At 68.1% G+C, this 23,699-nt stretch carries 21 protein-coding genes and 1 pseudogene; 16 read left to right on the top strand and 6 right to left on the bottom strand.

What is annotated here, in order from left to right; translation table 11 throughout:
* Positions 1–40 precede the first annotated feature (40 nt).
* The 3 genes from G6N64_RS00870 to G6N64_RS00860 all read left to right on the top strand — a co-directional run bounded on the left by G6N64_RS00870 (position 41) and on the right by G6N64_RS00860 (position 3,150).
* Positions 41–1,072, top strand: coding sequence for an LLM class F420-dependent oxidoreductase (locus G6N64_RS00870; protein ID WP_163795191.1), 1,032 nt, complete (start codon positions 41–43; stop codon positions 1,070–1,072).
* A 177-nt stretch (positions 1,073–1,249) separates the two neighbouring features.
* Positions 1,250–1,930 (top strand): acetoacetate decarboxylase family protein, encoded by a 681-nt coding sequence (locus tag G6N64_RS00865; protein ID WP_163801348.1) that lies wholly within the window; start codon positions 1,250–1,252, stop codon positions 1,928–1,930.
* Between the two features lie 8 nt (positions 1,931–1,938).
* The gene (locus G6N64_RS00860) at positions 1,939–3,150 is read left to right on the top strand and encodes a cytochrome P450 (RefSeq protein ID WP_163801347.1); all 1,212 of its coding nucleotides are present in this window, start codon (positions 1,939–1,941) and stop codon (positions 3,148–3,150) included.
* Positions 3,151–3,228: 78 nt separating this feature from the next.
* Here G6N64_RS00860 and G6N64_RS00855 read toward each other — a convergent pair whose 3' ends face one another.
* Complete coding sequence (locus tag G6N64_RS00855; RefSeq protein ID WP_163795190.1) at positions 3,229–4,029, bottom strand: crotonase/enoyl-CoA hydratase family protein; 801 nt, start codon at positions 4,027–4,029, stop codon at positions 3,229–3,231.
* Between the two features lie 70 nt (positions 4,030–4,099).
* Here G6N64_RS00855 and G6N64_RS00850 point away from each other — a divergent pair, with 70 nt between their 5' ends.
* Positions 4,100–5,761, top strand: a complete 1,662-nt coding sequence (locus tag G6N64_RS00850; protein WP_163795189.1) for a medium/long-chain-fatty-acid--CoA/3-oxocholest-4-en-26-oate--CoA ligase — start codon at positions 4,100–4,102, stop codon at positions 5,759–5,761.
* Positions 5,762–6,883, top strand: a complete 1,122-nt coding sequence (locus G6N64_RS00845) for an NAD(P)H-dependent flavin oxidoreductase (protein WP_163795188.1) — start codon at positions 5,762–5,764, stop codon at positions 6,881–6,883.
* 72 nt (positions 6,884–6,955) lie between these two features.
* Here the strand turns inward: G6N64_RS00845 and lpqN are convergent, their stop codons facing one another.
* Positions 6,956–7,681, bottom strand: coding sequence for an envelope biogenesis lipoprotein LpqN (gene lpqN / locus G6N64_RS00840; protein ID WP_163795187.1), 726 nt, complete (start codon positions 7,679–7,681; stop codon positions 6,956–6,958).
* 224 nt (positions 7,682–7,905) lie between these two features.
* Between lpqN and G6N64_RS00835 the strand changes: the two are divergent.
* Positions 7,906–8,297, top strand: a pseudogene (locus G6N64_RS00835) (VOC family protein).
* On the opposite strand, the gene G6N64_RS00830 reads toward G6N64_RS00835, so the two are convergent.
* From G6N64_RS00830 to G6N64_RS00815, 4 genes are read right to left on the bottom strand one after another with little or no spacing between them, the layout of a single operon-like run.
* A complete protein-coding gene (locus G6N64_RS00830) occupies positions 8,294–8,959 on the bottom strand; it encodes a helix-turn-helix domain-containing protein (RefSeq protein ID WP_246230879.1) in 666 nt (221 codons plus the stop codon). The pseudogene G6N64_RS00835 and the gene G6N64_RS00830 overlap by 4 nt on opposite strands.
* 9 nt (positions 8,960–8,968) lie before the next feature.
* Positions 8,969–10,504 carry a long-chain-fatty-acid--CoA ligase FadD17 gene (gene fadD17 / locus G6N64_RS00825; protein WP_276018360.1) on the bottom strand — a complete coding sequence of 512 codons (1,536 nt, stop codon included), beginning with the start codon at positions 10,502–10,504 and terminating at the stop codon, positions 8,969–8,971.
* A gap of 5 nt (positions 10,505–10,509) precedes the next feature.
* A complete protein-coding gene (locus G6N64_RS00820; RefSeq protein ID WP_163795186.1) occupies positions 10,510–11,616 on the bottom strand; it encodes an acyl-CoA dehydrogenase family protein in 1,107 nt (368 codons plus the stop codon).
* A gap of 23 nt (positions 11,617–11,639) precedes the next feature.
* On the bottom strand, positions 11,640–12,821 hold the full coding sequence (locus G6N64_RS00815; RefSeq protein WP_163795185.1) for an acyl-CoA dehydrogenase family protein: 1,182 nt from the start codon (positions 12,819–12,821) through the stop codon (positions 11,640–11,642).
* A 213-nt stretch (positions 12,822–13,034) separates the two neighbouring features.
* On the opposite strand from G6N64_RS00815, the gene G6N64_RS00810 reads away from it, so the two are divergent.
* From G6N64_RS00810 to G6N64_RS00765, 10 genes are all read left to right on the top strand, one after another.
* Positions 13,035–13,226 (top strand): ferredoxin, encoded by a 192-nt coding sequence (locus tag G6N64_RS00810; RefSeq protein WP_163795184.1) that lies wholly within the window; start codon positions 13,035–13,037, stop codon positions 13,224–13,226.
* A 13-nt stretch (positions 13,227–13,239) separates the two neighbouring features.
* Entirely contained in the window at positions 13,240–14,172 is a 933-nt protein-coding gene (locus G6N64_RS00805; protein WP_246230878.1) for a 3-oxoacyl-ACP reductase, read from the top strand.
* Positions 14,173–14,427: 255 nt separating this feature from the next.
* Complete coding sequence (locus G6N64_RS00800) at positions 14,428–15,192, top strand: MlaE family ABC transporter permease (RefSeq protein ID WP_163795183.1); 765 nt, start codon at positions 14,428–14,430, stop codon at positions 15,190–15,192.
* Between the two features lie 25 nt (positions 15,193–15,217).
* On the top strand, positions 15,218–16,060 hold the full coding sequence (locus G6N64_RS00795) for an MlaE family ABC transporter permease (protein ID WP_163795182.1): 843 nt from the start codon (positions 15,218–15,220) through the stop codon (positions 16,058–16,060).
* 12 nt (positions 16,061–16,072) lie between these two features.
* Positions 16,073–17,275 carry an MCE family protein gene (locus tag G6N64_RS00790; protein ID WP_163795181.1) on the top strand — a complete coding sequence of 401 codons (1,203 nt, stop codon included), beginning with the start codon at positions 16,073–16,075 and terminating at the stop codon, positions 17,273–17,275.
* Positions 17,275–18,312, top strand: coding sequence for an MCE family protein (locus G6N64_RS00785; protein ID WP_163795180.1), 1,038 nt, complete (start codon positions 17,275–17,277; stop codon positions 18,310–18,312). Before G6N64_RS00790 ends, G6N64_RS00785 begins: the two co-directional genes overlap by 1 nt.
* On the top strand, positions 18,305–19,363 hold the full coding sequence (locus tag G6N64_RS00780; protein ID WP_163795179.1) for a virulence factor Mce family protein: 1,059 nt from the start codon (positions 18,305–18,307) through the stop codon (positions 19,361–19,363). Before G6N64_RS00785 ends, G6N64_RS00780 begins: the two co-directional genes overlap by 8 nt.
* Entirely contained in the window at positions 19,360–20,766 is a 1,407-nt protein-coding gene (locus tag G6N64_RS00775) for an MCE family protein (RefSeq protein ID WP_163795178.1), read from the top strand. Before G6N64_RS00780 ends, G6N64_RS00775 begins: the two co-directional genes overlap by 4 nt.
* Complete coding sequence (locus tag G6N64_RS00770) at positions 20,766–21,959, top strand: MCE family protein (RefSeq protein WP_163795177.1); 1,194 nt, start codon at positions 20,766–20,768, stop codon at positions 21,957–21,959. Before G6N64_RS00775 ends, G6N64_RS00770 begins: the two co-directional genes overlap by 1 nt.
* The gene (locus G6N64_RS00765) at positions 21,959–23,689 is read left to right on the top strand and encodes an MCE family protein (RefSeq protein ID WP_163795176.1); all 1,731 of its coding nucleotides are present in this window, start codon (positions 21,959–21,961) and stop codon (positions 23,687–23,689) included. The genes G6N64_RS00770 and G6N64_RS00765 overlap by 1 nt, the downstream gene beginning before the upstream one ends.
* Positions 23,690–23,699: the final 10 nt, after the last annotated feature.

The raw sequence follows: 23,699 nt of genomic DNA, 5'->3' as shown, positions 1-23,699 counted from the left end.
TCGCAAGGACGGGCCCGCGGGTCCGAGGAAGTTGGCGGAAATGAAGTTGGGTCTCCAACTCGGCTACTGGGGCGCGCAGGCGCCGACGAACCACGCGGAACTCGTCGCCACGGCCGAGGAGGCGGGATTCGACACCGTCTTCACCGCCGAGGCGTGGGGCTCGGACGCCTACACCCCGCTGGCGTGGTGGGGTCGGGAGACCACCCGGATGCGGCTGGGCACGTCGGTGCTGCAGCTCTCGGCCCGCACCCCCACTGCCCTGGGGATGGCGGCGCTGACGTTGGACCACCTGTCCGGGGGGCGGCACATCGTCGGCCTCGGCGTCTCCGGCCCACAGGTCGTCGAGGGCTGGTACGGCGCTACGTTCCCCAAGCCGCTGGCCCGCACCCGTGAGTACGTCGACATCCTCCGTCAGGTGTGGGCGCGTGAGGCGCCCGTGCGCAGCGACGGCCCGCACTATCCGCTCCCGCTGACCGGCGAGGGCACCACCGGCCTCGGCAAGAACCTCAAGCCCATCACCCACCCGCTGCGCGCGGACATCCCGGTGATGCTCGGCGCCGAGGGGCCCAAGAACGTCGCGCTGGCCGCCGAGATCTGCGACGGCTGGCTGCCCATCTTCTACTCGCCGCGCATCGGCGCCATGTACAACGAGTGGCTGGACGAGGGCTTCGCCCGGCCGGGTGCCCGCCGTACGCGCGAGACGTTCGAGATCTGTGCGACCGCGCAGGTGGTCGTCACCGACGACCGGCCGGAGGTCATGGAACTGATGAAGCCCCACCTCGCGCTCTACATGGGCGGAATGGGCGCCGAGGACACCAACTTCCACGCCGACGTCTACAGGCGCATGGGCTACTCCGAGGTCGTCGACGACGTCACCAAGCTGTTCCGCGCCGACCGCAAGGACGAGGCCGCCAAGGTCATCCCCGACGAGCTGGTCGACGACTCCGCGATCGTGGGCAACCTCGACTACGTGCGCGAGCAGATCACGGCGTGGGAGGCGTCGGGCGTCACGATGATGGTCGTCGGCGCGCGGTCGCCCGAGCAGATTCGCGACCTCGCCGCCCTCGTCTAGGGTCACCTTTCCTCGCGAGCAGACGCGAACTCCCCTGTTCGAGCGAGGATCAGGGGAGTTGACGTCTGCTCGCGGGTAGACACTTTCTTGCCATGTGTCTACTCCAGGTTCTAGCCTGGCCGCGTGACCGACGCCACACAACCCAGCTCCCATACCGTCGCCGGCGCCGTGGTGACGATGCCGGTACGGATCCGCCGCGCCACCCAGCACATGGCGATGTTCTCGGTGGACGCCGACGCCGCGCAACGGATGATCGACCACAGCGGCCTCACGGTGTGCCGGTACCGGCCCAACCGCGCCGTCGTCGTCCTGATGCTGATGCACTACGTCGACGGAGACCTCGGCAAGTACCTCGAGTACGGCACCAACGTCATGGTCAACCCGCCGGGGTCGAACGCGACCGGGGTGCGCGCGTTGCAGTCGGCGGGCGCGTTCATCCACCACCTGCCCGTCGACCAGGCGTTCACACTGGAGGCCGGCCGCAACATCTGGGGATACCCGAAGGTCATGGCGGACTTCGTAATTCGCGACGGCCACCGGTTCGGCTTCGACGTGACGATCGACGGGGAGTTCGCCGTCGGCATGGACTTCGCGCCGGGGTTCCGCGTCCCGTCCCGGTTCACCGGCGCACCGCAGACGCACCCGACCTACTCGCACCTCGACGGCGTCACCCGTGTTACCGACGGCGAGATGACGATGTCGGGCGTCCGCTACCGGCCCGGCGGCGCGACCGTTCGACTCGGTAACCATCCGTACGCGCGTGAACTCGCCGCACTCGGTTTCCCGAAGCGCGCCATGATCTCGAGTTCGGCCGATAACGTCGAAATGACCTTCGCTGACGCACAGGAGCTTCCGTGACCAGTCTGATCTCCACCCCCACGCCGACCGAGCGGCCCGACGTCGACCTCGCGGACGGCAACTTCTACGCCGACGGCCGCGCCCGCGACGCCTACCGGTGGATGCGTGCGAACCAGCCCGTCTTCCGCGACCGCAACGGGCTGGCCGCGGCGGCGAGCTATCAGGCCGTGCTGGACGCCGAGCGCAACCCCGAGCTGTTCAGCTCAACCGGTGGCATCCGGCCCGACCAGCCGGGCATGCCGTACATGATCGACATGGACGACCCGTCACACCTGTTGCGCCGCAAGCTCGTCAACGCGGGCTTCACCCGCAAGCGCGTCATGGACAAGGTGCCGTCCATCGAGCGGCTGTGCGACACGCTGATCGACGCCGTGTGCGAGCGCGGCGAGTGCGACTTCGTCCGCGACATCGCCGCGCCGCTGCCGATGGCGGTGATCGGCGACATGCTCGGCGTGCTGCCCGAGGAGCGCGACAAGCTGCTCCAGTGGTCCGACGACCTGGTGTGCGGCCTGAGTTCGACCGTCGACGAGGCGACCATCCAGAAGCTGATGGACACCTTCGCCGCCTACACGGCGTTCACGATGGAGACCATCGCGAAGCGCCGCGCCGAGCCGACCGACGACCTGTTCAGCATCCTCGTCAATAGCGAGGTCGAGGGCCAGCGGATGAGCGACGACGAGATCGTCTTCGAGACGCTCCTCATCCTCATCGGCGGCGACGAGACCACCCGGCACACGCTGTCCGGTGGCGCCGAACAACTGCTTCGCCACCGCGATCAGTGGGAGGCGCTGGTCGCCGACCCCGAGCTGATGCCCGGCGCCATCGAGGAGATGCTGCGCTGGACGTCGCCGGTGAAGAACATGTGCCGCACGCTGACGGCCGACACCGAGTTCCACGGCACCGAGCTGTTCAGCGGCGAGAAGATCATGCTGATGTTCGAGTCGGCCAACTTCGACGAGGGCGTGTTCGGCGACCCGGAGGACTTCCGCATCGACCGCAGCCCGAACAGCCACCTCGCGTTCGGGTTCGGTACGCACTTCTGCCTGGGCAACCAGTTGGCCCGCCTCGAACTGCGGCTGATGATCACCCGCATCCTGCAGCGGCTGCCCGACCTACGCCTGGCCGACGGCGCACGTGTACCGCTGCGGGCGGCGAACTTCGTCAGCGGTCCCGAGGGCATGCCGGTGGTGTTCACCCCGACGAAGCGGGTGCTCGACTAGCAAGTCGCCGAGTGTGAATCTGACGACGGAAGTGCAGGAAATCCGTCGCCAGATTCACACTCGCGACGTGAGCGGGCGCTACTTCATCTGGAAGTTCGGCGCGCGCTTCTCCTTGAAGGCCAGCGGGCCCTCCTTGGCGTCGGCGCTGAGGAACACGGGGATGCCGTTGGCGGTGTCGGGCTTGAACGCCTCCTCCTCGTGCAGGCCCTCCGCCTCGCGGATGGTCTTGAGGATCGCCTGGACGGCCAGTGGCCCGTTGTTGTTGATGACGTCGGCGATCTCGAGGGCCTTCTCGAGTGCGGTGCCGTCGGGCACGACGTAGCCGATCAGCCCGTACTGCAGCGCTTCGGCGGCGGTGATGTGACGGCCGGTCAACAGCAGGTCGCACGCGATCGTGTACGGGATCTGGCGCGGCAGCCGGACGGCGGAGCCGCCCATCGGGTACAGGCTCCACTTCGCCTCGGAGATGCCGAACTTGGCGCTCTCACCGGCGATGCGGATGTCGGTGCCCTGCAGGATCTCGGTGCCGCCGGCGATGGCCGGGCCCTCGACCGCGGCGATCAGCGGCTTGGTCAGTCGCCGGCCCTTCAGCAGGCCGTCGATGCGGGTGGGGTCGAATGCGCCGCTCTTGAACGAGTCGCCGGGGGGCGCCTTGGTGGCGTTCTTGAGGTCCATGCCCGCGCAGAAGTAGCCGCCGGCGCCGGTGAGGATGCAGGTGCGGATCTCCGGATCGCAGTCGACGCGGTCCCACGCCTCCACCATGATCGCGAGCATCTCGGTGGACAGCGCGTTGCGCGCCTCCGGCCGGTTGAGCGTCACGATGAGGGTGTGTCCGCGCTGCTCGATCAGGGCGTCGGGACTCTTGTCCGGCTCGGTCACGGGTAACTCGCCTTTCACCACTTGTCCAGGAGACTTGTCTGGAAATGTAACACGTTCTAGTTTAGGTGCTGTGGCCCTGAACATCGCCGATCTTGCCGAGCACGCCATAGACGCCGTGCCTGACCGTGTCGCCCTCATCTCGGGGGGCGAGAAGCTCACCTATGCCCAGTTGGAGGAGAAGGCGAACCGCCTCGCCCACTACCTGGCCGACCGGGGGGTGAAGAAGGACGACAAGGTCGGGCTGTACTGCCGAAACCGCATCGAGATCGTCATCGCGATGCTCGGCATCGTCAAGGTCGGCGCCATCCTGGTGAACGTCAACTTCCGCTACGTCGAGGGGGAGCTGAAGTACCTCTTCGACAACTCCGACATGGTGGCGCTGGTGCACGAGCGCCGCTACGCCGACCGGGTCGCGAACGTCCTGCCCGAGACGCCGGACGTCACGACCATCCTCGTCGTCGAGGACGGCAGCGACGACGACTTCGAGCGCTACGGTGGCGTCGAGTTCTACTCCGCGCTGGAGCAGGGATCGCCCGAGCGCGACTTCGGTCCGCGCAGCGAGGACGACATCTACCTGCTGTACACCGGCGGCACCACCGGCTTCCCCAAGGGCGTGATGTGGCGCCACGAGGACATCTACCGAGTCCTGTTCGGCGGCACAGACTTCGCGACGGGCGAGCCGATCGCCGACGAGTACGACCTGTCGAAGCAGGCCGCGGCGAACCCGCCGATGATCCGCCTGCCGATCCCGCCGATGATCCACGGCGCCACCCAGTCCGCCACGTGGATGTCGCTGTTCTCCGGCCAGACCGTGGTGCTGGCGCCGGAATTCGACGCCGACGAGGTCTGGCGGATGATCCACGAGCACAAGGTGAACCTGCTGTTCTTCACCGGTGACGCGATGGCCCGGCCGCTGCTCGACGCGCTGCTCGCGCACCAGGACGAGGGCAACACCTACGACCTGTCGAGCCTGTTCCTGCTCGCCAGCACCGCCGCACTGTTCTCCACCAGCCTCAAGGAGAAGTTCCTCGAGCTGCTGCCCGACCGGATCATCACCGATTCGATCGGTTCGTCGGAAACCGGCTTCGGCGGCACCAGCGTCGTGGCCAAGGGGCAGTCGCACACCGGCGGTCCGCGGGTCACCATCGACAAGAACACCAAGGTGCTCGACGAGGACGGCAACGAGGTCGCGCCGGGCTCGGGCGTGCGAGGCATCATCGCCAAGTGCGGCCACATCCCGGTCGGCTACTTCAAGGACGAGAAGAAGACCGCCGAGACCTTCCGGACGTACAACGGTGTGCGGTACGCGATTCCAGGCGACTACGCCGAGGTCGAGGCCGACGGCAGCGTGACGATGCTGGGCCGCGGCTCGGTGTCGATCAACAGCGGCGGCGAGAAGATCTACCCCGAGGAGGTCGAGGCGGCGCTCAAGGGCCACCCCGACGTCTTCGATGCCCTCGTGGTCGGCGTGCCCGACCCGCGCTTCGGCCAGCACGTCGCCGCCGTCGTCCACCCCCGTGCGGGTGCCCGGCCCACGCTCGCCGACCTGGACGCGTTCGTGCGCAAGGAGATCGCAGGCTACAAGGTGCCGCGCAGCCTCTGGCTGGTCGACGAGGTGAAGCGCTCGCCCGCGGGCAAGCCCGACTACCGCTGGGCCAAGGACACCACCGAGGAACGTCCGGCCGACGACGTCCATGCCAAGCACGCCGTCACTCAGGGAGCCGAGAAGTAGATGCGTACCGAACTCTGCGAACGCTTCGGGATCCAGTACCCGATCTTCGTCTTCACCCCGTCGGAGAAGGTCGCGGCCGCGGTGACGCGCGCCGGTGGGCTCGGCGTGCTGGGTTGCGTGCGGTTCAACCAGGCCGACGACCTCGAGAACGTGCTGCGGTGGATGGACGAGAACACCGACGGACTGCCCTACGGCGTCGACATCGTGATGCCCGCGACGGTGCCCACCGAGGGCACCAGCGTCGACATCAACAAGCTGATCCCGCAGACGCATCGCGAGTTCGTCGACAAGACCCTCGCAGATCTCGGAGTGCCGCCTCTTCCCGACGACGAAGAGAAGTCCGAAGGCGTGCTCGGTTGGCTGCACTCGGTGGCGCGCAGCCACGTCGAGGTGGCGCTGAGGCACCCGATCAAGTTGATCGCCAACGCCCTCGGCTCACCGCCGAAGGACGTCATCGACCAGGCGCACGCCGCGGGCGTACCGGTGGCCGCGCTGGCAGGCAGTGCGAAACACGCTCTGCGCCATGCCGAGAACGGCGTGGACATCGTCATCGCCCAGGGGCACGAGGCCGGCGGTCACACTGGTGAGATCGCGTCGATGGTCCTGGTTCCGGAGGTGGTCGATGCCGTCGACGGGAGCGCTGCGGTGCTCGCGGCAGGCGGCATCGGGTCGGGACGGCAGGTTGCGGCCGCGCTCGCGCTGGGCGCGCAGGGCGTCTGGATGGGTTCGGCATTCCTGACCGCCGCCGAGTACGACCTGGGTGTGCGCGGGTCCTCGGGCGTCTCGGTGATCCAGGAGGCCATGCTCGCCGCGACGTCGAGCGACACGGTGCGGCGAAAGATCTACACCGGCAAGCCTGCTCGGCTGCTGAAGTCCCGCTGGACCGACGCCTGGGACGCCGAGGGTGCGCCGGATCCGTTGCCGATGCCGCTGCAGAACATCCTCGTCAGCGAGGCGCACCAGCGGATGAATGAGGCCACGGATCCGACTGCGGTCGCGATGCCGGTGGGGCAGATCGTCGGACGGATGAATGAGATCCGGCCGGTCGCCGACATCATGGCCGAGCTGGTCAGCGGTTTCGACGACGCAAGTCGGCGGTTGGACGGCATCCGCGGCGACTAGCAGGCATCACACGAGAACGCCGCCAGGGTGGGCCCTGGCGGCGTTCGTCGTCGGTGGGTCGGGAAGGTGGGTCTAGAAGGTGATGGTCGTGTCGCTGTCGATCACGTCGGTGGCTGCGCCGACGACGTCCATCTGGTTCTCGAGCCCGTCGGCGTTGAGCTGCAGCACGTAGAGCCCGTCCGGGCCGGGGATGACGACGGTCTTCTGCGCGACGATCTTCGTCTTGCCCTCCGACTGCCACGTCCCGCCCAGCTGGTAGGCCGGGTACTCGCCCAGCGTGCTGGTGGCGCCCTCGTTCATCGCCTTGAAGCCCTCGAGGTTGTTCAGCTCGCCCGGGGCGAGGTCGAGGATCGTCTGCGGGTCCACGTTGCCGCTGAGCTTCGAGACGATGGCCACGATGCTCGGGGTGTACTCCGCGGCCTCGGGTCCGGTGTAGATGATGGCGCCGTACGCCCAGTCCGGCTTGTCCTCGCCCGCAGATTCCCAGCCGTCGGGCAACGGCAGGTCGATCGTCGGTGAGCCGGGATCGCCCATCGAGACCGGGCTCTCCGTGATGCCGTTCTCCTGGAGGTAGTTCGCGATCGTCGGATTCGGTCCGGTCGCGTCCTCCTCGCGGTCGGCGACCTTGGCCGTGGACGGTGCCGACGACTTGGCCGGCGACGACTTCGACGACGCGGTCGAGCTGTCGGCACTCGCGCTGGTCGACGTTGCCGTCTTGGTGTCCGAGCCGCAGCCGGACAGCACCAGTGCGAGTGCGGCCGCAACCGCGGCTGCACCGGTGAGCGCCGAAACTCTCATGTGTGAACTCCTCTTTAGGTGTATGACGTACTGACTGCTTACGACAAATGACGTCGACGGTCAGTATGCGGCGAAGCGTAGCTCAGATGTGATCTTGGTAGCTCAAGTAGAACTACTCGACGTTGGAGAAACGTTGGAGTGGCGTTCCGCTGAGGCGGATCGGCGGCCGCCGCTGTCCGATTCGTTCACGACATGACCGGGTCGGAGCGCATAGCGTCGCCGCCATGAACGCACCCATCCACTCCGTCGTCGTCGAGATCGTCGCCGCGGACATCTCCGACAGCCTGGCCTTCTACCGGCTCCTCGGCTTGGCGGTTCCCGAACCGGACGGGCCGCACGTCGAGGTTTCGCTGCCCGGTGGCAACACGCTCGCCTTCGACACCGAAGAGTGATCGCCGGCATGCACCCGGGATGGACGGCACCCACCGGTCCCGGACGCGTGGCCGTCGCCGTCGGCTTCGGCGCTCCCGCCGACGTGGACGCCGTCTACGAACGGCTCACCACCGCTGGACATCCGGGCTCGCTGCCACCCTTCGACGCCCCGTGGGGGCAGCGCTACGCGACCGTCCTGGATCCCGGCGGCACGTCGGTCGACCTGTTCGCGCCGCTGCCCTAGACGAGGGCGCCGAGCGGGACGCCCGAGAATTCCCGGGCGTCCCGATGCAGGTGCGGCTGATCGGCGTAGCCCGCCTCTGCGGCGACGAGGGCGGCGGGCAGGCCGTCGCGCATCATCCGCACCGCGCGCCGGAAGCGCAGGACTCGGCGCAGCATCGCCGGCCCGTATCCGTAGACGACGAGGCTCTGCCGCTGCAGGGTGCGGTTCGACCAGCCGACCTCGTCGGCCACGGCGCTGACCGGCGCGCCGATCGCAAGCCGCGCCGTCACGTGGTGAACGGCGCGCAGTGACCACGGCGACGTCTGCGGTCGGGCCGGCCGGGCCGCCAGGCCGAGCGCCACCTCGACGAGGTCGTCGCCGCGTGGCGTGCTGACGAGCTCGTCGAGCGGAACCCGCAGGTCGCGCAGCTCGTGCGCGGGAACCCCCAGCAGCCTGGGCAGGATCCCCGGCCGGAAGCGCAGGCCGACAACGGGTTCCGAGTCGGCGGGGCTGATCACCGGGCCGGTGTCGGGACCGGCGACGATCACCCGGCCGCGCATCAGCAGCAGGTCCATGCAGCCGTCGGGGAGCACCCGCACGTCGCCGGTGGGCACGTCGGACGTCCACGCCGTCTCGACGAGTTCGCGTAGCCGGCCGGTGGCGGGCGTCTCGCGGTACCCCACGCCTCGACGCTACCCCCGTCGTATCGGGTGTACCGGGTCGTCGCAGGTGGTGCCCTCGGCGGACAGCAGCCGTTTGAGGACCTTGAACGTCTCGGTGCGGGGCAGTGCCGTCCCGACCCGCACGTACGACGGCCACTGTTTGGGGCCGAGATCGGATTGCGCGGCCAGGAAGTCGTGGAACTGGTCGACGTCGAAGTCGTGACCATCGTGCAGGACCAGGGCGGCCATCACCTGATCGCCGACCACGGGGTCGGGAATGGGGTAGACGGCCGCCTCGACGACCGCGTCGTGGCGCAACAGGACCCGCTCGATCGGGGCGGTGCCGAGGTTCTCGCCGTCGACGCGCATCCAATCGCCGAGCCTGCCCGCGAAGTAGGCGTATCCGGCCTCGTCTCGGTACGCGAGGTCGCCGGAATGGTAGACGCCGCCGGCCATCCGCTCGTCCTGCGCGCCCTCGTCGCCGTAGTACCCGCGGAACCAGCCCGGCCCGGTCGGATTGACCAGTTCACCGATGACGCCGGGCGGACAGGGGCGCCCGGTCTCGACGTCGACGATGGCGACCTCATCGGTCAGTGGACCGAGGGACCCCTCGGGGGTGTCCGGCGTGCGCGCGATGGAGACGCCGCCCTCGGTGGATCCGAAGCCGTCGACGACGACGACGCCGAAGCGCTCGCCGAACCGCACCACGTCGCGCGGTGCACCCTCGTTTCCGTACAGGATCTTCAGCGGATTGTCGGCGTCGTCGTCACGCGCCGCCGTGGCCAGCACGTACGACAGCGGCTTGCCGACGTAGTTGGCGTAGGTCGCCCGGTAGCGACGGACGTCGGGGATGAACTGGGATGCGGAGAATCTGCGGCGCAACGCGATCGACGCGCCGGCCGCCACGGCGACGGACCAGCCCGCCATCACCGCGTTGGAGTGGAACAGCGGCATCGACAGGTAGCAGACGTCGGAGGCGCCCAAGCCGAAGCGCTCGGCGAGCATTCGTCCCGGGAAGGCCACCTTGTCGTGCGTGACGCGCACCGCCTTCGGCTCGCCGCTGGTGCCGGACGTGAAGATGAGCATGTACAGATCGTCGGGTGACGGGTCGATGAACGTCACCGGCGATCCGCCGTGGCCGGCCAGTTCCGTTGTCCACTGCGGGCTTCGGACGTCGATGACGGGAACGCCCGCCTCGGCGTCACCGAGGGCGTCGTCACCGTCGGTGAGCACCAGTTGGCAGTCGGCTCGCGCGACGTCACGCGCCAGTGCCGCACCCCGGCGCGTCGGGTTCAGGCCGACGGGCACCAGACCCGCCAGCCCCGCGGCCACCAGCACGCTGGAGAAGAACGTCGTATTGCCCAGCAGGACACCGACGTGCGGCGGCCGGTCGGGATCCATACGCGCCCGCAGCGCCGACGCGAGGTCGGCCGCCGACTGGACGTGGTCGCGCCACGTGACGTACTGATCGCCGTCGTGGATGCCGCGGTCGGTCACCTCGGCGAGCGGTGCCAGTAGGTCGGTGACCGTCGACGCCTCGGACACCGCGGGGAGTGGATCGGGCAAGGGCTCTACGCGGGTGTCTCGGCCAGGTCGCGGCCGATGCGCAGCAGAGCACCGGTCGCTCCGCCGACCGCGAACTCGGTCTGCTTGGCCGCCAGGAAGTACCGGTGGATGGGGTGGTCGGTGTCGATGCCGACGCCGCCGTGGACGTGCACGGCCGTGTGCGCCACGCGGTGACCCGCCTCGGCGGCCCAGAAGGCGGCGGACCCCACCTCGAGGTCGGACGGCAGATCCTCGGACACCCGCCACGCCGCCTGGGTGACCGTCAGCCGCAGGCCCTTGACGTCGATGTAGCCGTCGGCGAGACGCGCCGACACCGCCTGGAAGCTGCCGATGGGGCGGTCGAACTGCTCCCGTTCGCGGGCGTAGGTGGCGGTCAGTTCCAGCGCACGCTCGAGAACACCGAGCTGAAAGGCGCTGCGACCCAGCGTGCCACGCGTGATCAACCAGTCGAGCACCTCCGATCCGCCGACGAGGTGCTCGGCGTCGACGTTCACGCCCTGCAGGTCGAGCTGCGCGACGGAGCCGTGACCCGTCGTGACCAGCGACGTGACCTCGACACCCGGGTCCGACGCGGCGACGAGGAAAACCCGGACACCGTCGCCGGTCTCGGCGGGCACCAGGAAGGCGTCGGCCACCGGGCCGAACGGCACCAGCGCGCGGGTGCCCGTCAGGCGGAACCCGGAGCCACCGGCCTCCGAAGACGACGCCTGCACGGGCCCCTGGCCCATCTCGCCCTCGAGCGCGACGGTGAGGATCTTGGTTCCCGCGACTGCCGGTGCGGCCCACTGGGACTGCAGTTCACTCGAGCCGAACTTCGCGAGCGCGCCGGCACCGAGGACCACGGACTCCAGATACGGCACGGCTGCCATCTGACGGCCCAGTGCGGTGAGCACCGCTGCCTCCTCGACGACGCCGAAGCCGCCGCCGCTCAACGCCTCCGGTGCGGTGGTCGAGAGCGCGTCGGCGTCGACGAGCTTGGTCCACAGCGCTTCGTCGAACCTCTGCTCGAGTCCGTCGAGTTCGCGCTGATGCTCTGGCGTGCAGACCGATTCGGTGATGGTGCGGACGAGTCCGCCCAGGTCGGTTGCTGCCTCGGTGGGTGAAAAGTCCATGCCTAGTCTCCTGGTGTTCGTGGTCAGCGATTGACCCGGGGAAGCCCGAGGGCGACCATGCCGATGATGTCGCGCTGGATTTCGTTGGTGCCGCCGCCGAAGGTCAGGATCAGGCAGGACCGGTGCATCCGCTCGATGCGGCCCCTCAGCAGTGCGCCGGGGGAGTCGGTGCGGAGCGTGGCGGACGTGCCGAGTACCTCCATGAGCAGCCGGTAAGCCTCGGTGGCCAGCTCGGTGCCGTACACCTTCGCCGCCGACGCGTCCGCGGGCGAGGGGGCGGACTCGGTGGACGACGCGAGTTCCCAGTTGATGAGCTTGAGCACCTCGGCCTTGGCGTGCACGCGAGCGAGGTTGAGCTGCACCCACTCCGAGTCGATCAGACGCCTGCCGTGGGCGTCCTTGGTGTTCTGCGCCCATTCGCGGACGCCGTCTAGCGCGGAGTAGATCGGTTGGGCGGAGACCAGCGCCACCCGTTCGTGGTTGAGCTGGTTGGTGACCAGCTTCCAGCCGCCGTTCTCCTCACCCACCAGGGCCGACTTCGGAACCCGGACGTCCTGGTAGTACGTGGCGCTGGTGTCGACGCCGGACATGGTGTGCACCGGCGTCCAGGAAAAGCCCTCGGCGGTGGTCGGCACGATGAGCATCGAGATGCCACGGTGTTTCTTGGCGTCGGGATTGGTGCGCACGGCCAGCCAGACGTAGTCGGCGTAGGCAATCAGACTGGTCCACATCTTCTGGCCGTTGATCACGTAGTCGTCGCCGTCGTGCACCGCGGTGGTCCGCAGCGCGGCGAGGTCGGTGCCCGCGCCCGGTTCGGAGTACCCGATGCTGAAGTGCAGTTCACCGGCGGCGATCTTGGGTAGGAAGAACTTCTTCTGCTCGTCGGTGCCGAAGTGCATGATCGTCGGCGCCACGCTGTTGATGGTGAGGAACGGCACCGGGACGTTGGCGATGGAGGCCTCGTCGTTGAAGATCAGACCGTCCATCGGCGGACGGGCCTGACCGCCGAACTCCTCCGGCCAGCTCAACGTCAGCCAGCCGTCCCTACCCATCTGGGCGACGGTCTCGCGGTACACGTCGCCGCGGCCCATCTCACCGTCGCTCGCGCTGAGCGCCTCGGCACGCTCGGGCGTCATGAGCTTGGTGAAGTACGCGCGCAGTTCGCGGCGCAGATCCTCCTGCTCGGGGCTGTAGCCGATCCGCATCGTCCGATCCTCACTCTTGACGGGCACTGGTGCACGCGGCATTGTCTGGCCGCGTCCGGCGAACCGCTTCGGGGGTCCGTCGATCTACCCCGGTTGTAACACGTTCTAGTCTTGGAATCCAGGACATGCTTTACTGCCATCGTTCGAACGGGGACGTATGGTGGCCCGTTATGACCGGCGGGTCGTCCGCACCGGGCCTGCGAGGAGGTTGTCGTGCACGTTGAAGTTGACCGGGATCGCTGCGAGGGAAACGCGGTGTGCTTGGGTATCGCCCCCGACCTGTTCGATCTGGACGACGAGGACTATGCCGTCGTGAAGGCCGATCCCGTACCGGCAGGCCAGGAGGACGTGGCCGAGCAGTCCATCGCGGAATGCCCCCGCGCCGCGTTGCTCCGCAGAGACTAGAGGTATTCATAAAGTGACGATCGACGACGGCCGGAACGCACCGGCTGGGGACCTGTCCGGGCTGGTGGCCGTGGTGACCGGCGCTGCCGCCGGTCTCGGGCGCGCCGAGGCGATTGGCCTCGCGCGCCAGGGCGCCACGGTCGTGGTCAACGACATCGCGCCGGCCCTCGACCGGTCCGACGTCCTCGACGAGATCGCGGCCGCGGGTGGCAAGGGCATCGCGGTGGCGGGTGACGTCGGCGAGCGCGCGACGGCCGACGAGATGGTCGCGACCGCCGACGGTCTCGGTGGTCTCGCCATCGTCGTCAACAACGCCGGCATCACCCGGGATCGCATGCTGTTCAACATGTCCGACGAGGACTGGGACGCCGTGATCGCCGTCCATCTGCGCGGGCACTTCCTGCTGACGCGCAACGCCGCGACCTACTGGCGTGACAAGGCCAAGTCCAACGGGGGAACGGTCTACGGTCGCATCGTCAACACCTCGTCGGAGGCCGGGTTGGCGGGGCCCGTCGGGCAGGCCAACTATGGCGCCGCGAAGGCGGGCATCACCGCGCTGACCCTGACGGCGGCACGCGCGCTGGGCCGCTACGGGGTCCGCGCGAATGCGATCGCCCCGCGGGCCCGGACGGCGATGACGGCGGACGTCTTCGGCGACGCTCCCGAACTGGAGGACGGTCGGGTCGACGCGCTGTCGCCCGAGCACGTCGTCAACCTCGTGCGCTTCCTGGCGTCACCGGCGTCGGAAGCGGTCAACGGACAGCTCTTCATCGTCTACGGTCCAACCGTGACCCTGGTGGCCGCACCGACGGCCGAGAAGCGATTCACCGCCGACTCCGACTCGTGGTCGGCGGGTGATCTCGATGCGACGCTGGGTGCCTACTTTGCTGATCGTGACCCCGACCGCGGTTTCTCGGCCAGCGCGCTGATGGAGCAGGGAGACTGACAGTATCGGTTGTCAGGGCTCGACCAGCACTAGAACACGTTATAGAATGACTTAGGTCACACTGGCTTTGACCAGCGGGTTTAGCTGATTTTGAGCAGTTTCGCCGTTCTTTGACACTGCGAACACGTTCTAGTTACTATGACCCGACTCACTAAGAGCAGCGCGTAAACCAGGGGTGGGAAGGTCGTCGAGACGCTCGGTCTCGAAAGCTTCGCCAGAGGCCGTCCAGCCCCCGTCCCGAGAACGGAGTCGAGGTTGTTCGAACAGCTTGCGGCGCCGGCGCGGGCCGTGGGCGGGTTCGTGGAGATGTCACTGGACACCTTCGCCAAGATCTTCCGTCGGCCGTTCCAATTCCGGGAATTCCTGGATCAGACCTGGATGATCGCCAGCGTCTCGCTGGTGCCCACCCTCCTCGTGGCGATCCCGTTCACCGTCCTGGTGGCGTTCACGCTCAACATCCTGCTGCGCGAGATCGGCGCCGCCGACCTGTCCGGCGCGGGCACCGCGTTCGGCACGATCACCCAGCTCGGCCCCGTGGTGACGGTGCTCGTCGTCGCCGGCGCGGGCGCGACCGCGATCTGCGCCGACCTCGGCGCCCGCACCATCCGCGAGGAGATCGACGCCATGCGGGTGCTGGGCATCGACCCCATCCAGCGCCTCGTCGTACCGCGTGTCCTCGCGTCGACGTTCGTCGCGTTCCTGCTCAACGGCCTGGTGTGCGCGATCGGGCTTGCGGGCGGCTACGTCTTCTCCGTGTTCCTGCAGGGCGTGAACCCGGGCGCCTTCATCAACGGTCTGACCATCCTGACCGGCCTCGGCGAGCTGGTCCTCGCCATGTTCAAGGCGCTGCTCTTCGGCGTCTTCGCCGGTCTGGTCGGCTGCTACCGCGGTCTCACCGTGCAGGGTGGCCCCAAGGGCGTGGGCATCGCGGTGAACGAGACCGTCGTCTACGCGTTCATCTGTCTGTTCGTGATCAACGTGATCATGACGGCGGTCGGGGTCCGGGTGCTCGAAAGATGATGACCTGCGGGAAGAAGCGACTGTCATGAGTTACGACGCCACACTCCGGGTCCGGCGGTTCTTCCGCGGGCTGCCCCGCGTCGTCGACGGCGTGGGCGGGCAGGCGCTGTTCTACGGCGAGTCGGTCCGCTACATCCCGAACGCGCTGACCCGCTATCACCGCGAGACCGTGCGGCTGATCGCCGAGATGACCATGGGCACCGGCGCGCTGGTGATGATCGGCGGAACGGTCGGTGTCGCCGCGTTCATGACCCTGGCCTCGGGCGGCGTGATCGCGGTCCAGGGGTACTCGTCGCTGGGCAACATCGGCATCGAGGCGCTGACGGGATTCCTGTCGGCGTTCCTCAACGTGCGCATCGTCGCTCCGGTGATCGCGGGCATCGCGCTCGCGGCGACCATCGGGGCGGGCACCACGGCACAGTTGGGCGCGATGCGGGTGGCCGAGGAGATCGACGCCGTCGAGGCGATGGCCGTGCACTCGGTGTCGTACCTGGTGTCCACGCGCATCATCGCCGGGCTGATCGCCATCGTGCCGCTGTACGCGCTGTCGGTGCTCGCGGCGTTCTTCGCGGCGAGGTTCACCACGGTGTTCATCAACGGTCAGTCCGCCGGCCTGTACGACCACTACTTCAACACCTTCCTGGTGCCGAGCGACCTGCTGTGGTCCTTCCTCCAGGCCATCGTCATGTCCATCGCGGTGATGCTGGTGCACACCTACTACGGCTACAACGCCTCCGGCGGTCCGGTCGGCGTGGGCATCGCGGTCGGTCAGGCCGTGCGGACCTCGCTGATCGTGGTCGTCACCATCGTCCTGTTCATCTCCCTGGCCGTCTACGGCGCGTCGGGCAACTTCAACCTCTCCGGATAGGGCGGGGTACCGATGGCCAACCCCGACGCGAAGCGCAGCCACGTGCGGATCGCCGCGGCGATCCTGGCGCTCATCGTGCTGGCCGCCGTCGTGTTCACCTATCTCTCCTACACGGCGTACTTCACCAAGGTCGAGACGGTGACGGTGACGTCGGTGCGGGCCGGCCTGGTGATGGAGACCGATGCGAAGGTCAAGTACCGCGGCATCCAGATCGGCAAGGTCACCGATATCCAGTACGCGGGCAAGGATGCCAAGCTGACCCTCGCCATCGACAGCAGCCAGATGCGCTACGTGCCGTCGAACGCCACGGTGAAGATCGGTGGCACGACGGTGTTCGGCGCCAAGGCCGTCGAGTTCCTGCCGCCCCCCGACCCCAGTGGCGACTCATTGCGGCCCGGTGCCAACGTGGCGGCGAAAGACGTTCAGCTGGAGGTCAACACGCTGTTCCAGACGCTGACCGACACGCTGTCGAAGGTGGACCCGATCAACCTGAACGCCACCATCACCGCGCTCGGCGAGGGTCTGCGCGGCAACGGTGACGACGTGGGCGCGTCGCTGGCCGGCCTGAACTACTACCTGGAGCAGCTGAATCCGAAGCTGCCGACGCTGCAGCAGGACTTCCAGAAGACCGCCGTCGTCGCCAACGTCTACGCCGACGCCGCACCCGATTTGGCCACCGTCTTCGACAACGCCCCGACGGTCGCCCAGACCGTCATCGACGAACAGGACAACCTGAACGCCGCACTCCTGGCCGCGACCGGGCTGGCCACCAACGGCACCGCCACCCTGGAGCCGGCCGCCGACGACCTGATCGCAGCGGTTCAGCGCCTGCGGGCACCGCTCAAGGTGCTGGGCGACTACTCGCCGGAACTCGGGTGCATCATCCGGGGTACGAAGAAGGCGATCGACACGTTCGCCCCGATCATCGGCGGTATTCGCCCCGGGCTGTTCGTCGCGTCGAGTTTTCTGCCCGGTGCGCCCGCCTACACGTACCCCGAGAGCCTGCCGATGGTGAACGCCTCCGGCGGCCCGAACTGCCGCGGTCTTCCGGACGTCCCCAATAAACAGTACGGCGGATCCTGGTACCACACACCGTTCCTGGTGACCGACAACGCCTACATCCCGTACCAGCCGAACACCGAATTGCAGTTCGACGCGCCGTCGACGCTGCAGTTCCTGTTCCACGGGGCGTTCGCGGAACGGGACGATTACTGATGCAGTCGGGCAACAAGGTCTTCGTGAAGGTCGCGATCTTCACGGTGGTGATGGTGTTGGTCGCCGCCGGCCTGGTCGTGGTGTTCGGCCAGTTCCGCTTCGCCTCCGGCAACACCTTTCACGCCACGTTCACCGAGGCGTCGCGGCTCAAGTCCGGCCAGGACGTGCGCATCGCAGGCGTTCCCGTCGGCTCGGTCAAGAAGGTCGGCCTCAACCCGGACAACACGGTCGACGTCGAATTCGACGTCAACGACCGCTATCAGCTCTACACCTCGACGCGGGCCGTGGTCCGCTACCAGAACCTGGTCGGTGACCGGTACCTCGAGATCACCTCGGGCCCCGGCGATCTGCGCAAGCTCCCGGCGGGCGCCACCATCGGGCGGGAGAACACCCAGCCGGCCTTGGACCTCGACGCGCTCCTCGGTGGTCTGCGTCCGGTGCTCAAGGGGCTCGACGGCAGCAAGGTCAACGAACTCAGCAACGCCATCATCGAACTCCTGCAGGGCCAGGGTGGCGCGCTGTCCAACCTGCTCGCGTCTACCGGCTCGTTCACCCAGCGGCTCGCCGACCGCGACCAGCTGATCGGCGACGTGATCAACAATCTCAACACCGTGCTCGGCACGGTCGACGAGAAGGGCGAGCAGTTCGACGCCAGCGTCGACCAGCTGCAGCAGCTGATCACCGGCCTGGCGGAGAACCGCGATCCGATCGCCGGCGCGATCCCGCCGCTCGCGTCGGCTACCAGCGACCTGACCACGATGCTCGAGAAGAGCAGGCGGCCGCTGCAGGGCGTGATCGAGAACGTGCGGCCATTCGCCCAGCGGATGGACGAGCGCAAGGCCGATGTGAACAAAGTGATCGAGCCGCTCGCGGAGAACTACCTGCGGCTCAACGCACTCGGGGCGTACGGGTCGTTCTTCAACATCTACTACTGCTCCATCCGGATGAAGATCAACGGCCCTGCGGGCAGCGACATCCTCATCCCGTTCGGCGGTCCGCCAGATCCCTCGAAGGGGAGGTGTTCGGAGAATGGCTAGCCCCGATGGCGGCAACCCGTTGCGCACCGGCATATTCGGCATCACCCTGGTCGTCTGCCTCGTACTCGTCTCGTTCGGGTACACCGGCCTGCCGTTCTGGCCGCAGGGCAAGGACTACGAGGCGTACTTCACCGACGCCGGCGGCATCACGCCCGGCAACGACGTCAACGTCTCCGGCATCAAGGTGGGCAAGGTGTCGTCGGTGGAACTCGCCGGCGACGCCGCACTGGTGAAGTTCACCGTCGATCGTGGTGTGCGGGTCGGTGACCAGTCCCTGGTGGCCATCAAGACCGACACCGTGCTCGGCCAGAAGTCGCTGGGGGTCACGCCCGGGGGGACTGGCAACTCGACGGTGATCCCGTTGGGGCGCACCACCACTCCGTACACGCTCAACACCGCGCTGCAGGATCTCGGCGAGAACTCGCGGGAACTCGACAAGCCGCGGTTCGAAGAGGCGCTGCAGACGCTGACCGACACGCTGCACGACGCGACCCCGCAGCTGCGCGGCGCGCTCGACGGCGTGGCCAACCTGTCGCGGAGCCTGAATGCGCGGGACGAGGCTCTCGAACAGTTGCTCTCGCGCGCCAAGAAGGTGTCCGACACGCTGGCCCAGCGGTCCGGGCAGGTGAACCAGTTGATCACCGACGGCAACATGCTGTTCGCGGCTCTCGACGAGCGGCGCCAGGCGCTGAGCAACCTGATCTCCGGCATCGACGACGTGTCGCGACAGCTCTCCGGGTTCGTCGCCGACAACCAGCGCGAGTTCGCTCCCGCCCTCGAGAAGCTGAACCTCGTCGTGGACAACCTGCTGGAGCGCAAGGAACACATCGGTGAGGCGCTGCGCAGGCTGCCGCCGTACGCAACCACACTGGGCGAGGTCGTCGGTTCCGGTCCCGGCTTCCAGATCAACCTGTACGGTCTGCCGCCCGCGTCCATCTCGGAAGTGTTGCTCGACACCTACTTCCAGCCGGGCAAGCTGCCGGACAGCATCGCCGACTACCTCCGCGGGCTCATCTCCGAGCGCCTGATCATCAGGCCGAAGTCGCCATGACGCGTCACGAGGCACGGTCGAAGCGGGCCGGCTGGTGGGCGCCGACCCTGGCGGTCGCCCTGGTCGCGCTGATCGCCGCGGGCGTCTACACCGTGTGGCCCTCCCGTGGTGGTCACCAGGTGGTGGCGTACTTCCCGTCCGCAGTCGGCCTCTACAAGGGCGACGACGTCCGCGTGGTCGGCGTTCCGGTGGGGACGATCGACAAGATCGAGCCGCGCGCCCAGGACGTCAAGGTGACCATGACGGTCGACGGCGGCGTGAAGCTGCCCGAGGACGCCCGCGCGATCGTCATCGCGCCGAACCTGGTGTCCGCGAGATTCATCCAGTTCGCGCCCGCCTACACCGAGGGTCCGACCCTGCCGGACGGCGCGGAACTGGGGCTGGACCGCACCGGCGTCCCGGTCGAGTGGGACGACGTCAAGGAACAGCTCACCGAACTCAGTGCGCAGCTGGGTCCGCAGGACGGCATGCAGGGTCCGCTGGCGGGCTTCGTCGACCAGGCCGCGGAGACGTTCGACGGCAACGGCGATTCGTTCCGCAACGCGCTGCGCGAGCTGTCGCAGACCGCCGGCCGCCTGGGTGATTCGCGCACCGATCTCTTCGGCACCGTGCGCAACCTGCAGGTCCTGGTGAACGCGCTGGCCAACAGCAACGAGCAGATCGTCCAGTTCTCCAACCACGTCGCCTCGGTGTCGCAGGTGCTGGCGGACAGCTCGCAGGACCTCGACGTCACGCTCGGCACCCTGAACACGGCGCTGTCGGACGTGAAGGGCTTCCTGAACCAGAACAACACGGCGCTGATCGCCCAGGTCGACAAGCTGACCCAGTTCACGAACATCCTCACCGAGCACAGCGACGACATCGAGCAGATCCTGCACATCACGCCCAACGGTCTGGCCAACTTCTACAACATCTACAACCCGGCCCAGGGCACGGTGGGCGGTCTGCTGTCGCTGCCCAACTTCGCGAACCCGGTGCAGTTCATCTGCGGTGGCACCTTCGACGTCGGTGCGTCCCCGGACAACTTCAAGCGCGCCGAGATCTGCCGGCAGCGCATGGGTCCGGTGTTCAAGCGGCTCGCCGTCAACTACCCACCGGTGCTGTTCCACCCGATCAACAGCATCACCGCGTACAAGGGCCAGATCCTGTACGACACACCCGCGACGGAGGCGAAGGCCCAGACGCCGGTTCCGTACCTGCAGTGGCAGCCCGCGCCGGGCGTCACCCCGCCGACGCCCAGCCCGGACGGGATGATCAGCGACCTGATCCTGCCCCCGCCCGCCGTGGAGGGCCAGGTGTCACCCGCCGGAGCGCCGTCCGCGACACCGCCGATGGGTGCGGGTCCGCTGCCCGGACCCGCGCCGGGTTCCGACGCACCGCCGGCCGAGACGGGAGGTGGCTGATGCCCACCACGTTGCCTCGCAAGATCCTGCGGTCCGGTCGTCACGTCGTGGCACTGGGCACGGGTGCCACGCTGCTGTCGGGCTGTGCGTTCGGCGGCCTCAACTCCATGGACATGCCGGGAACCGCGGGCCATGGCTCGGGGGCCTACAGCATCACCGTCGAACTGCCCGACGTCGCGACGCTGCCGCAGAACTCGCCGGTCATGGTCGACGACGTCACGGTGGGCAGCGTGTCCGGCATCGACGCCGTCCAGAAGCCCGACGGCTCGTTCTATGCCTCCGTCAAGCTGTCGCTGCAGAGCAACGTCGAGCTGCCCGAGAACGCGCGGGCGACCGTGGCGCAGACCTCCCTGCTGGGTTCGCAGCACGTCGAACTCTCCGAACCTCCGGACGCGCCGCAGGGCCGGCTGGTGGAGGGCTCGAACATCCCGCTGTCCCAGACCGGCCGGTACCCGACCACCGAGGAAGTGCTGTCCTCGCTCGGCGTCGTCGTCAACAAGGGCAATCTCGGTGCGCTGCAGGACATCACCGACGAGGCCTACGCCGCGTTCGCGGGCCGGGAGGGCAGCCTCGCCGGCCTGATGCCGCGACTGGCCGAACTGACGAGTTCGCTCGACGCGCAGACCACCGACATCATCTCGGCCGCCGAGGGGCTCAACCGGTTCGCCGGGATCCTCGCCAAGAGCAAGGACAACCTCGGTCGCACCCTGGACACGCTGCCCGAGGCGTTGAAGGTGCTCAACGCCAACCGGACCAACCTGGTCGACGCGTTCACCGCACTCCGCACGTTCGGCAACGTGGCGTCCCGCGTGCTGTCGGGCATCCGGGACGACTTCGCCGCCGACCTCAAGGATCTCTACCCGGTGATCAAGGCGTTCAACGACAACGCCGACGACTTCATCACCGACCTCGAATTCCTGCCGACGTTCCCGTTCCACTACGACTATTTGAAGAACGCGGTGCGCGGCGACTACCTGAACGTGTTCGTGACGTTCGACCTGACCGTCCGGCGGTTGGGTGAATCCATCCTGACCACGTCGAAGGGCTTCGACCCCAACATGAAACGCCTCAGCGAGGTCATCAACCCGCCGGACTTCCTGACCGGCGCGATGGCCAACCTGTCCGGTCAGGCCGCCGACCCGTTCCAGATCCCCGCGGGATCGGCCACCCAGCACACGGAGGCCCTGCCGTGATGATCGACCGGTTGACCCGGATCCAGCTGGCGATCTTCGCGATCGTCACCGTGCTGTGCGTCGGCGCGATCTCCACCATGTACCTGCACGTGCCGTCGGCGCTCGGGATCGGGTCCTACGACATCAAGGCGAAGTTCGTCGCCGGCGGCGGGCTCTACCAGAACGCCAACGTCACCTACCGGGGCGTGACCATCGGCCGCGTCCAGTCCGTCGGTCTGGTCAATGACGGGGTCGTGGCCGAGATGCGGCTCAACTCCGACACTCCCGTGCCGGAGAACGTGACCGCGACGGTGAAGAGCGTGTCGGCGATCGGCGAACAGTACGTCGACCTGGTGCCACCGGAGGATCCGTCCAACGCCATGCTCGCGAACAATGCGTTCATCGACGTGAACCGCACCGCCATCGGCCAGGACATCGCGGACCTCCTCATCCAGGCCAACGATCTGGTGAACGGGATCGGCGACAGCCGGATCCAGGATTTACTGCGCGAGACGTTCAAGGCGTTCAACGGTTCCGGGCCCGAATTGGCGCGACTGATCCAGTCGGGCCGGGGCCTGATCGACGAGGCCAACGCCAACTACGGGGAGACGACGCAGCTCATCGATCAGGTCGGGCCGTTCCTGGACTCGCAGATCCGCAGCGCTGACGACATCCGGTCGCTGTCCGACGGATTGGCGCGCTTCACGGCCGAGGCCGCCGCCGCCGACCCGCAGCTCCGAGGGGTGCTGCAGAGCGTGCCGGGGGCGGCCGAGGCCGCGAACACGACGTTCGACGGGATCCGGCCGAACTTCCCGATGCTGGCCGCCAACCTCGCCAACGTCGGGCGCATCGGCGTCATCTACAACAAGTCGATCGAGCAGGCGCTGGTCATCTTTCCGGCGCTGATGGCCGCGCTGATCACCGTAGCGGGCGGTGTGCCCGCCGACGAGGGCGGCAAGCTCGACTTCAAGGTCGACCTCGGCGATCCGCCGCCGTGCTCGACGGGATTCATCCCGCCGACCCAGATCCGCACGCCGGCGGACACGACGCTGCGGGATCTGCCGACCGACCTGTACTGCAAGACGGCGCAGAGCGACCCGACCGTGGTTCGCGGTGCCCGCAACTACCCCTGCCAGGAGTTCCCGGGCAAGCGGGCGCCGACGATCCAGCTGTGCCGCGACCCGGTCGGCTTCGTGCCGATCGGCAGCAACCCGTGGCGTGGTCCGCCGGTGCCCTACGGCAGCGCGCCCATCACGGATCCGCGCAACATCACGCCGGCCAACAAGTTCCCGAACATCCCGCCGTCCGCGGACTACGACCCGGGTCCGCCCGCCGTGCAGTTGCCGCCGGGTGTCGTGCCGGGGCCGGGCCCCGCGCCCAATGCGCCGTTCCCGCTGCCGGTGCCGCCGAGCGACCCGGGACCGCCGCCACCGCCGCTGCCGTTCTACGCGCCGCCGGACCAGATCGTGCCGCCGTACGGTCGGTCCGCGCCGGGGGCGCCCGTGCCACCGCCTCCCGGCCCGTTGCCGGCAGAGGTCCCGCCGCCGGCCGAGGGGCTGCCGCCGGGTCCGCCGCTGCCCGCCGAGGGTGCTCAGCCGTTGGCCTCCGGCCCGAAGTCCACGACGTACGATTCGAGGACCGGCGTGTTCGCCGACCCCCGCGGCGGGACGGGTGTCCTCGCTTCGGGCGCAGACGAGTTCTCTCCCGCGGAGACGTGGGTCGACCTGATGATGGATCCAAGGCAGGCATGACGACAGATCA

Source organism: Mycolicibacterium sediminis, assembly GCF_010731735.1.
Classification (GTDB): domain Bacteria; phylum Actinomycetota; class Actinomycetes; order Mycobacteriales; family Mycobacteriaceae; genus Mycobacterium; species Mycobacterium sediminis.
This window is presented reverse-complemented; position numbering and strand designations above follow the sequence as displayed.

Bases quoted from the DNA above. Each gene is read 5' to 3' on its own strand.
- G6N64_RS00865 (WP_163801348.1), top strand. From the start codon at position 1,250: ATGCCGGTACGGATCCGCCGCGCCACCCAGCACATGGCGATGTTCTCG.
- G6N64_RS00790 (WP_163795181.1), top strand. From the start codon at position 16,073: ATGGCCAACCCCGACGCGAAGCGCAGCCACGTGCGGATCGCCGCGGCG.
- G6N64_RS00770 (WP_163795177.1), top strand. From the start codon at position 20,766: ATGCCCACCACGTTGCCTCGCAAGATCCTGCGGTCCGGTCGTCACGTC.
- G6N64_RS00815 (WP_163795185.1), bottom strand. From the start codon at position 12,821: ATGCGGATCGGCTACAGCCCCGAGCAGGAGGATCTGCGCCGCGAACTG.
- G6N64_RS00870 (WP_163795191.1), top strand. From the start codon at position 41: ATGAAGTTGGGTCTCCAACTCGGCTACTGGGGCGCGCAGGCGCCGACG.
- G6N64_RS00785 (WP_163795180.1), top strand. From the start codon at position 17,275: ATGCAGTCGGGCAACAAGGTCTTCGTGAAGGTCGCGATCTTCACGGTG.
- G6N64_RS00775 (WP_163795178.1), top strand. From the start codon at position 19,360: ATGACGCGTCACGAGGCACGGTCGAAGCGGGCCGGCTGGTGGGCGCCG.
- G6N64_RS00765 (WP_163795176.1), top strand. From the start codon at position 21,959: ATGATCGACCGGTTGACCCGGATCCAGCTGGCGATCTTCGCGATCGTC.
- G6N64_RS00780 (WP_163795179.1), top strand. From the start codon at position 18,305: ATGGCTAGCCCCGATGGCGGCAACCCGTTGCGCACCGGCATATTCGGC.
- G6N64_RS00845 (WP_163795188.1), top strand. From the start codon at position 5,762: ATGCGTACCGAACTCTGCGAACGCTTCGGGATCCAGTACCCGATCTTC.
- G6N64_RS00795 (WP_163795182.1), top strand. From the start codon at position 15,218: ATGAGTTACGACGCCACACTCCGGGTCCGGCGGTTCTTCCGCGGGCTG.
- G6N64_RS00820 (WP_163795186.1), bottom strand. From the start codon at position 11,616: ATGGACTTTTCACCCACCGAGGCAGCAACCGACCTGGGCGGACTCGTC.
- lpqN (WP_163795187.1), bottom strand. From the start codon at position 7,681: ATGAGAGTTTCGGCGCTCACCGGTGCAGCCGCGGTTGCGGCCGCACTC.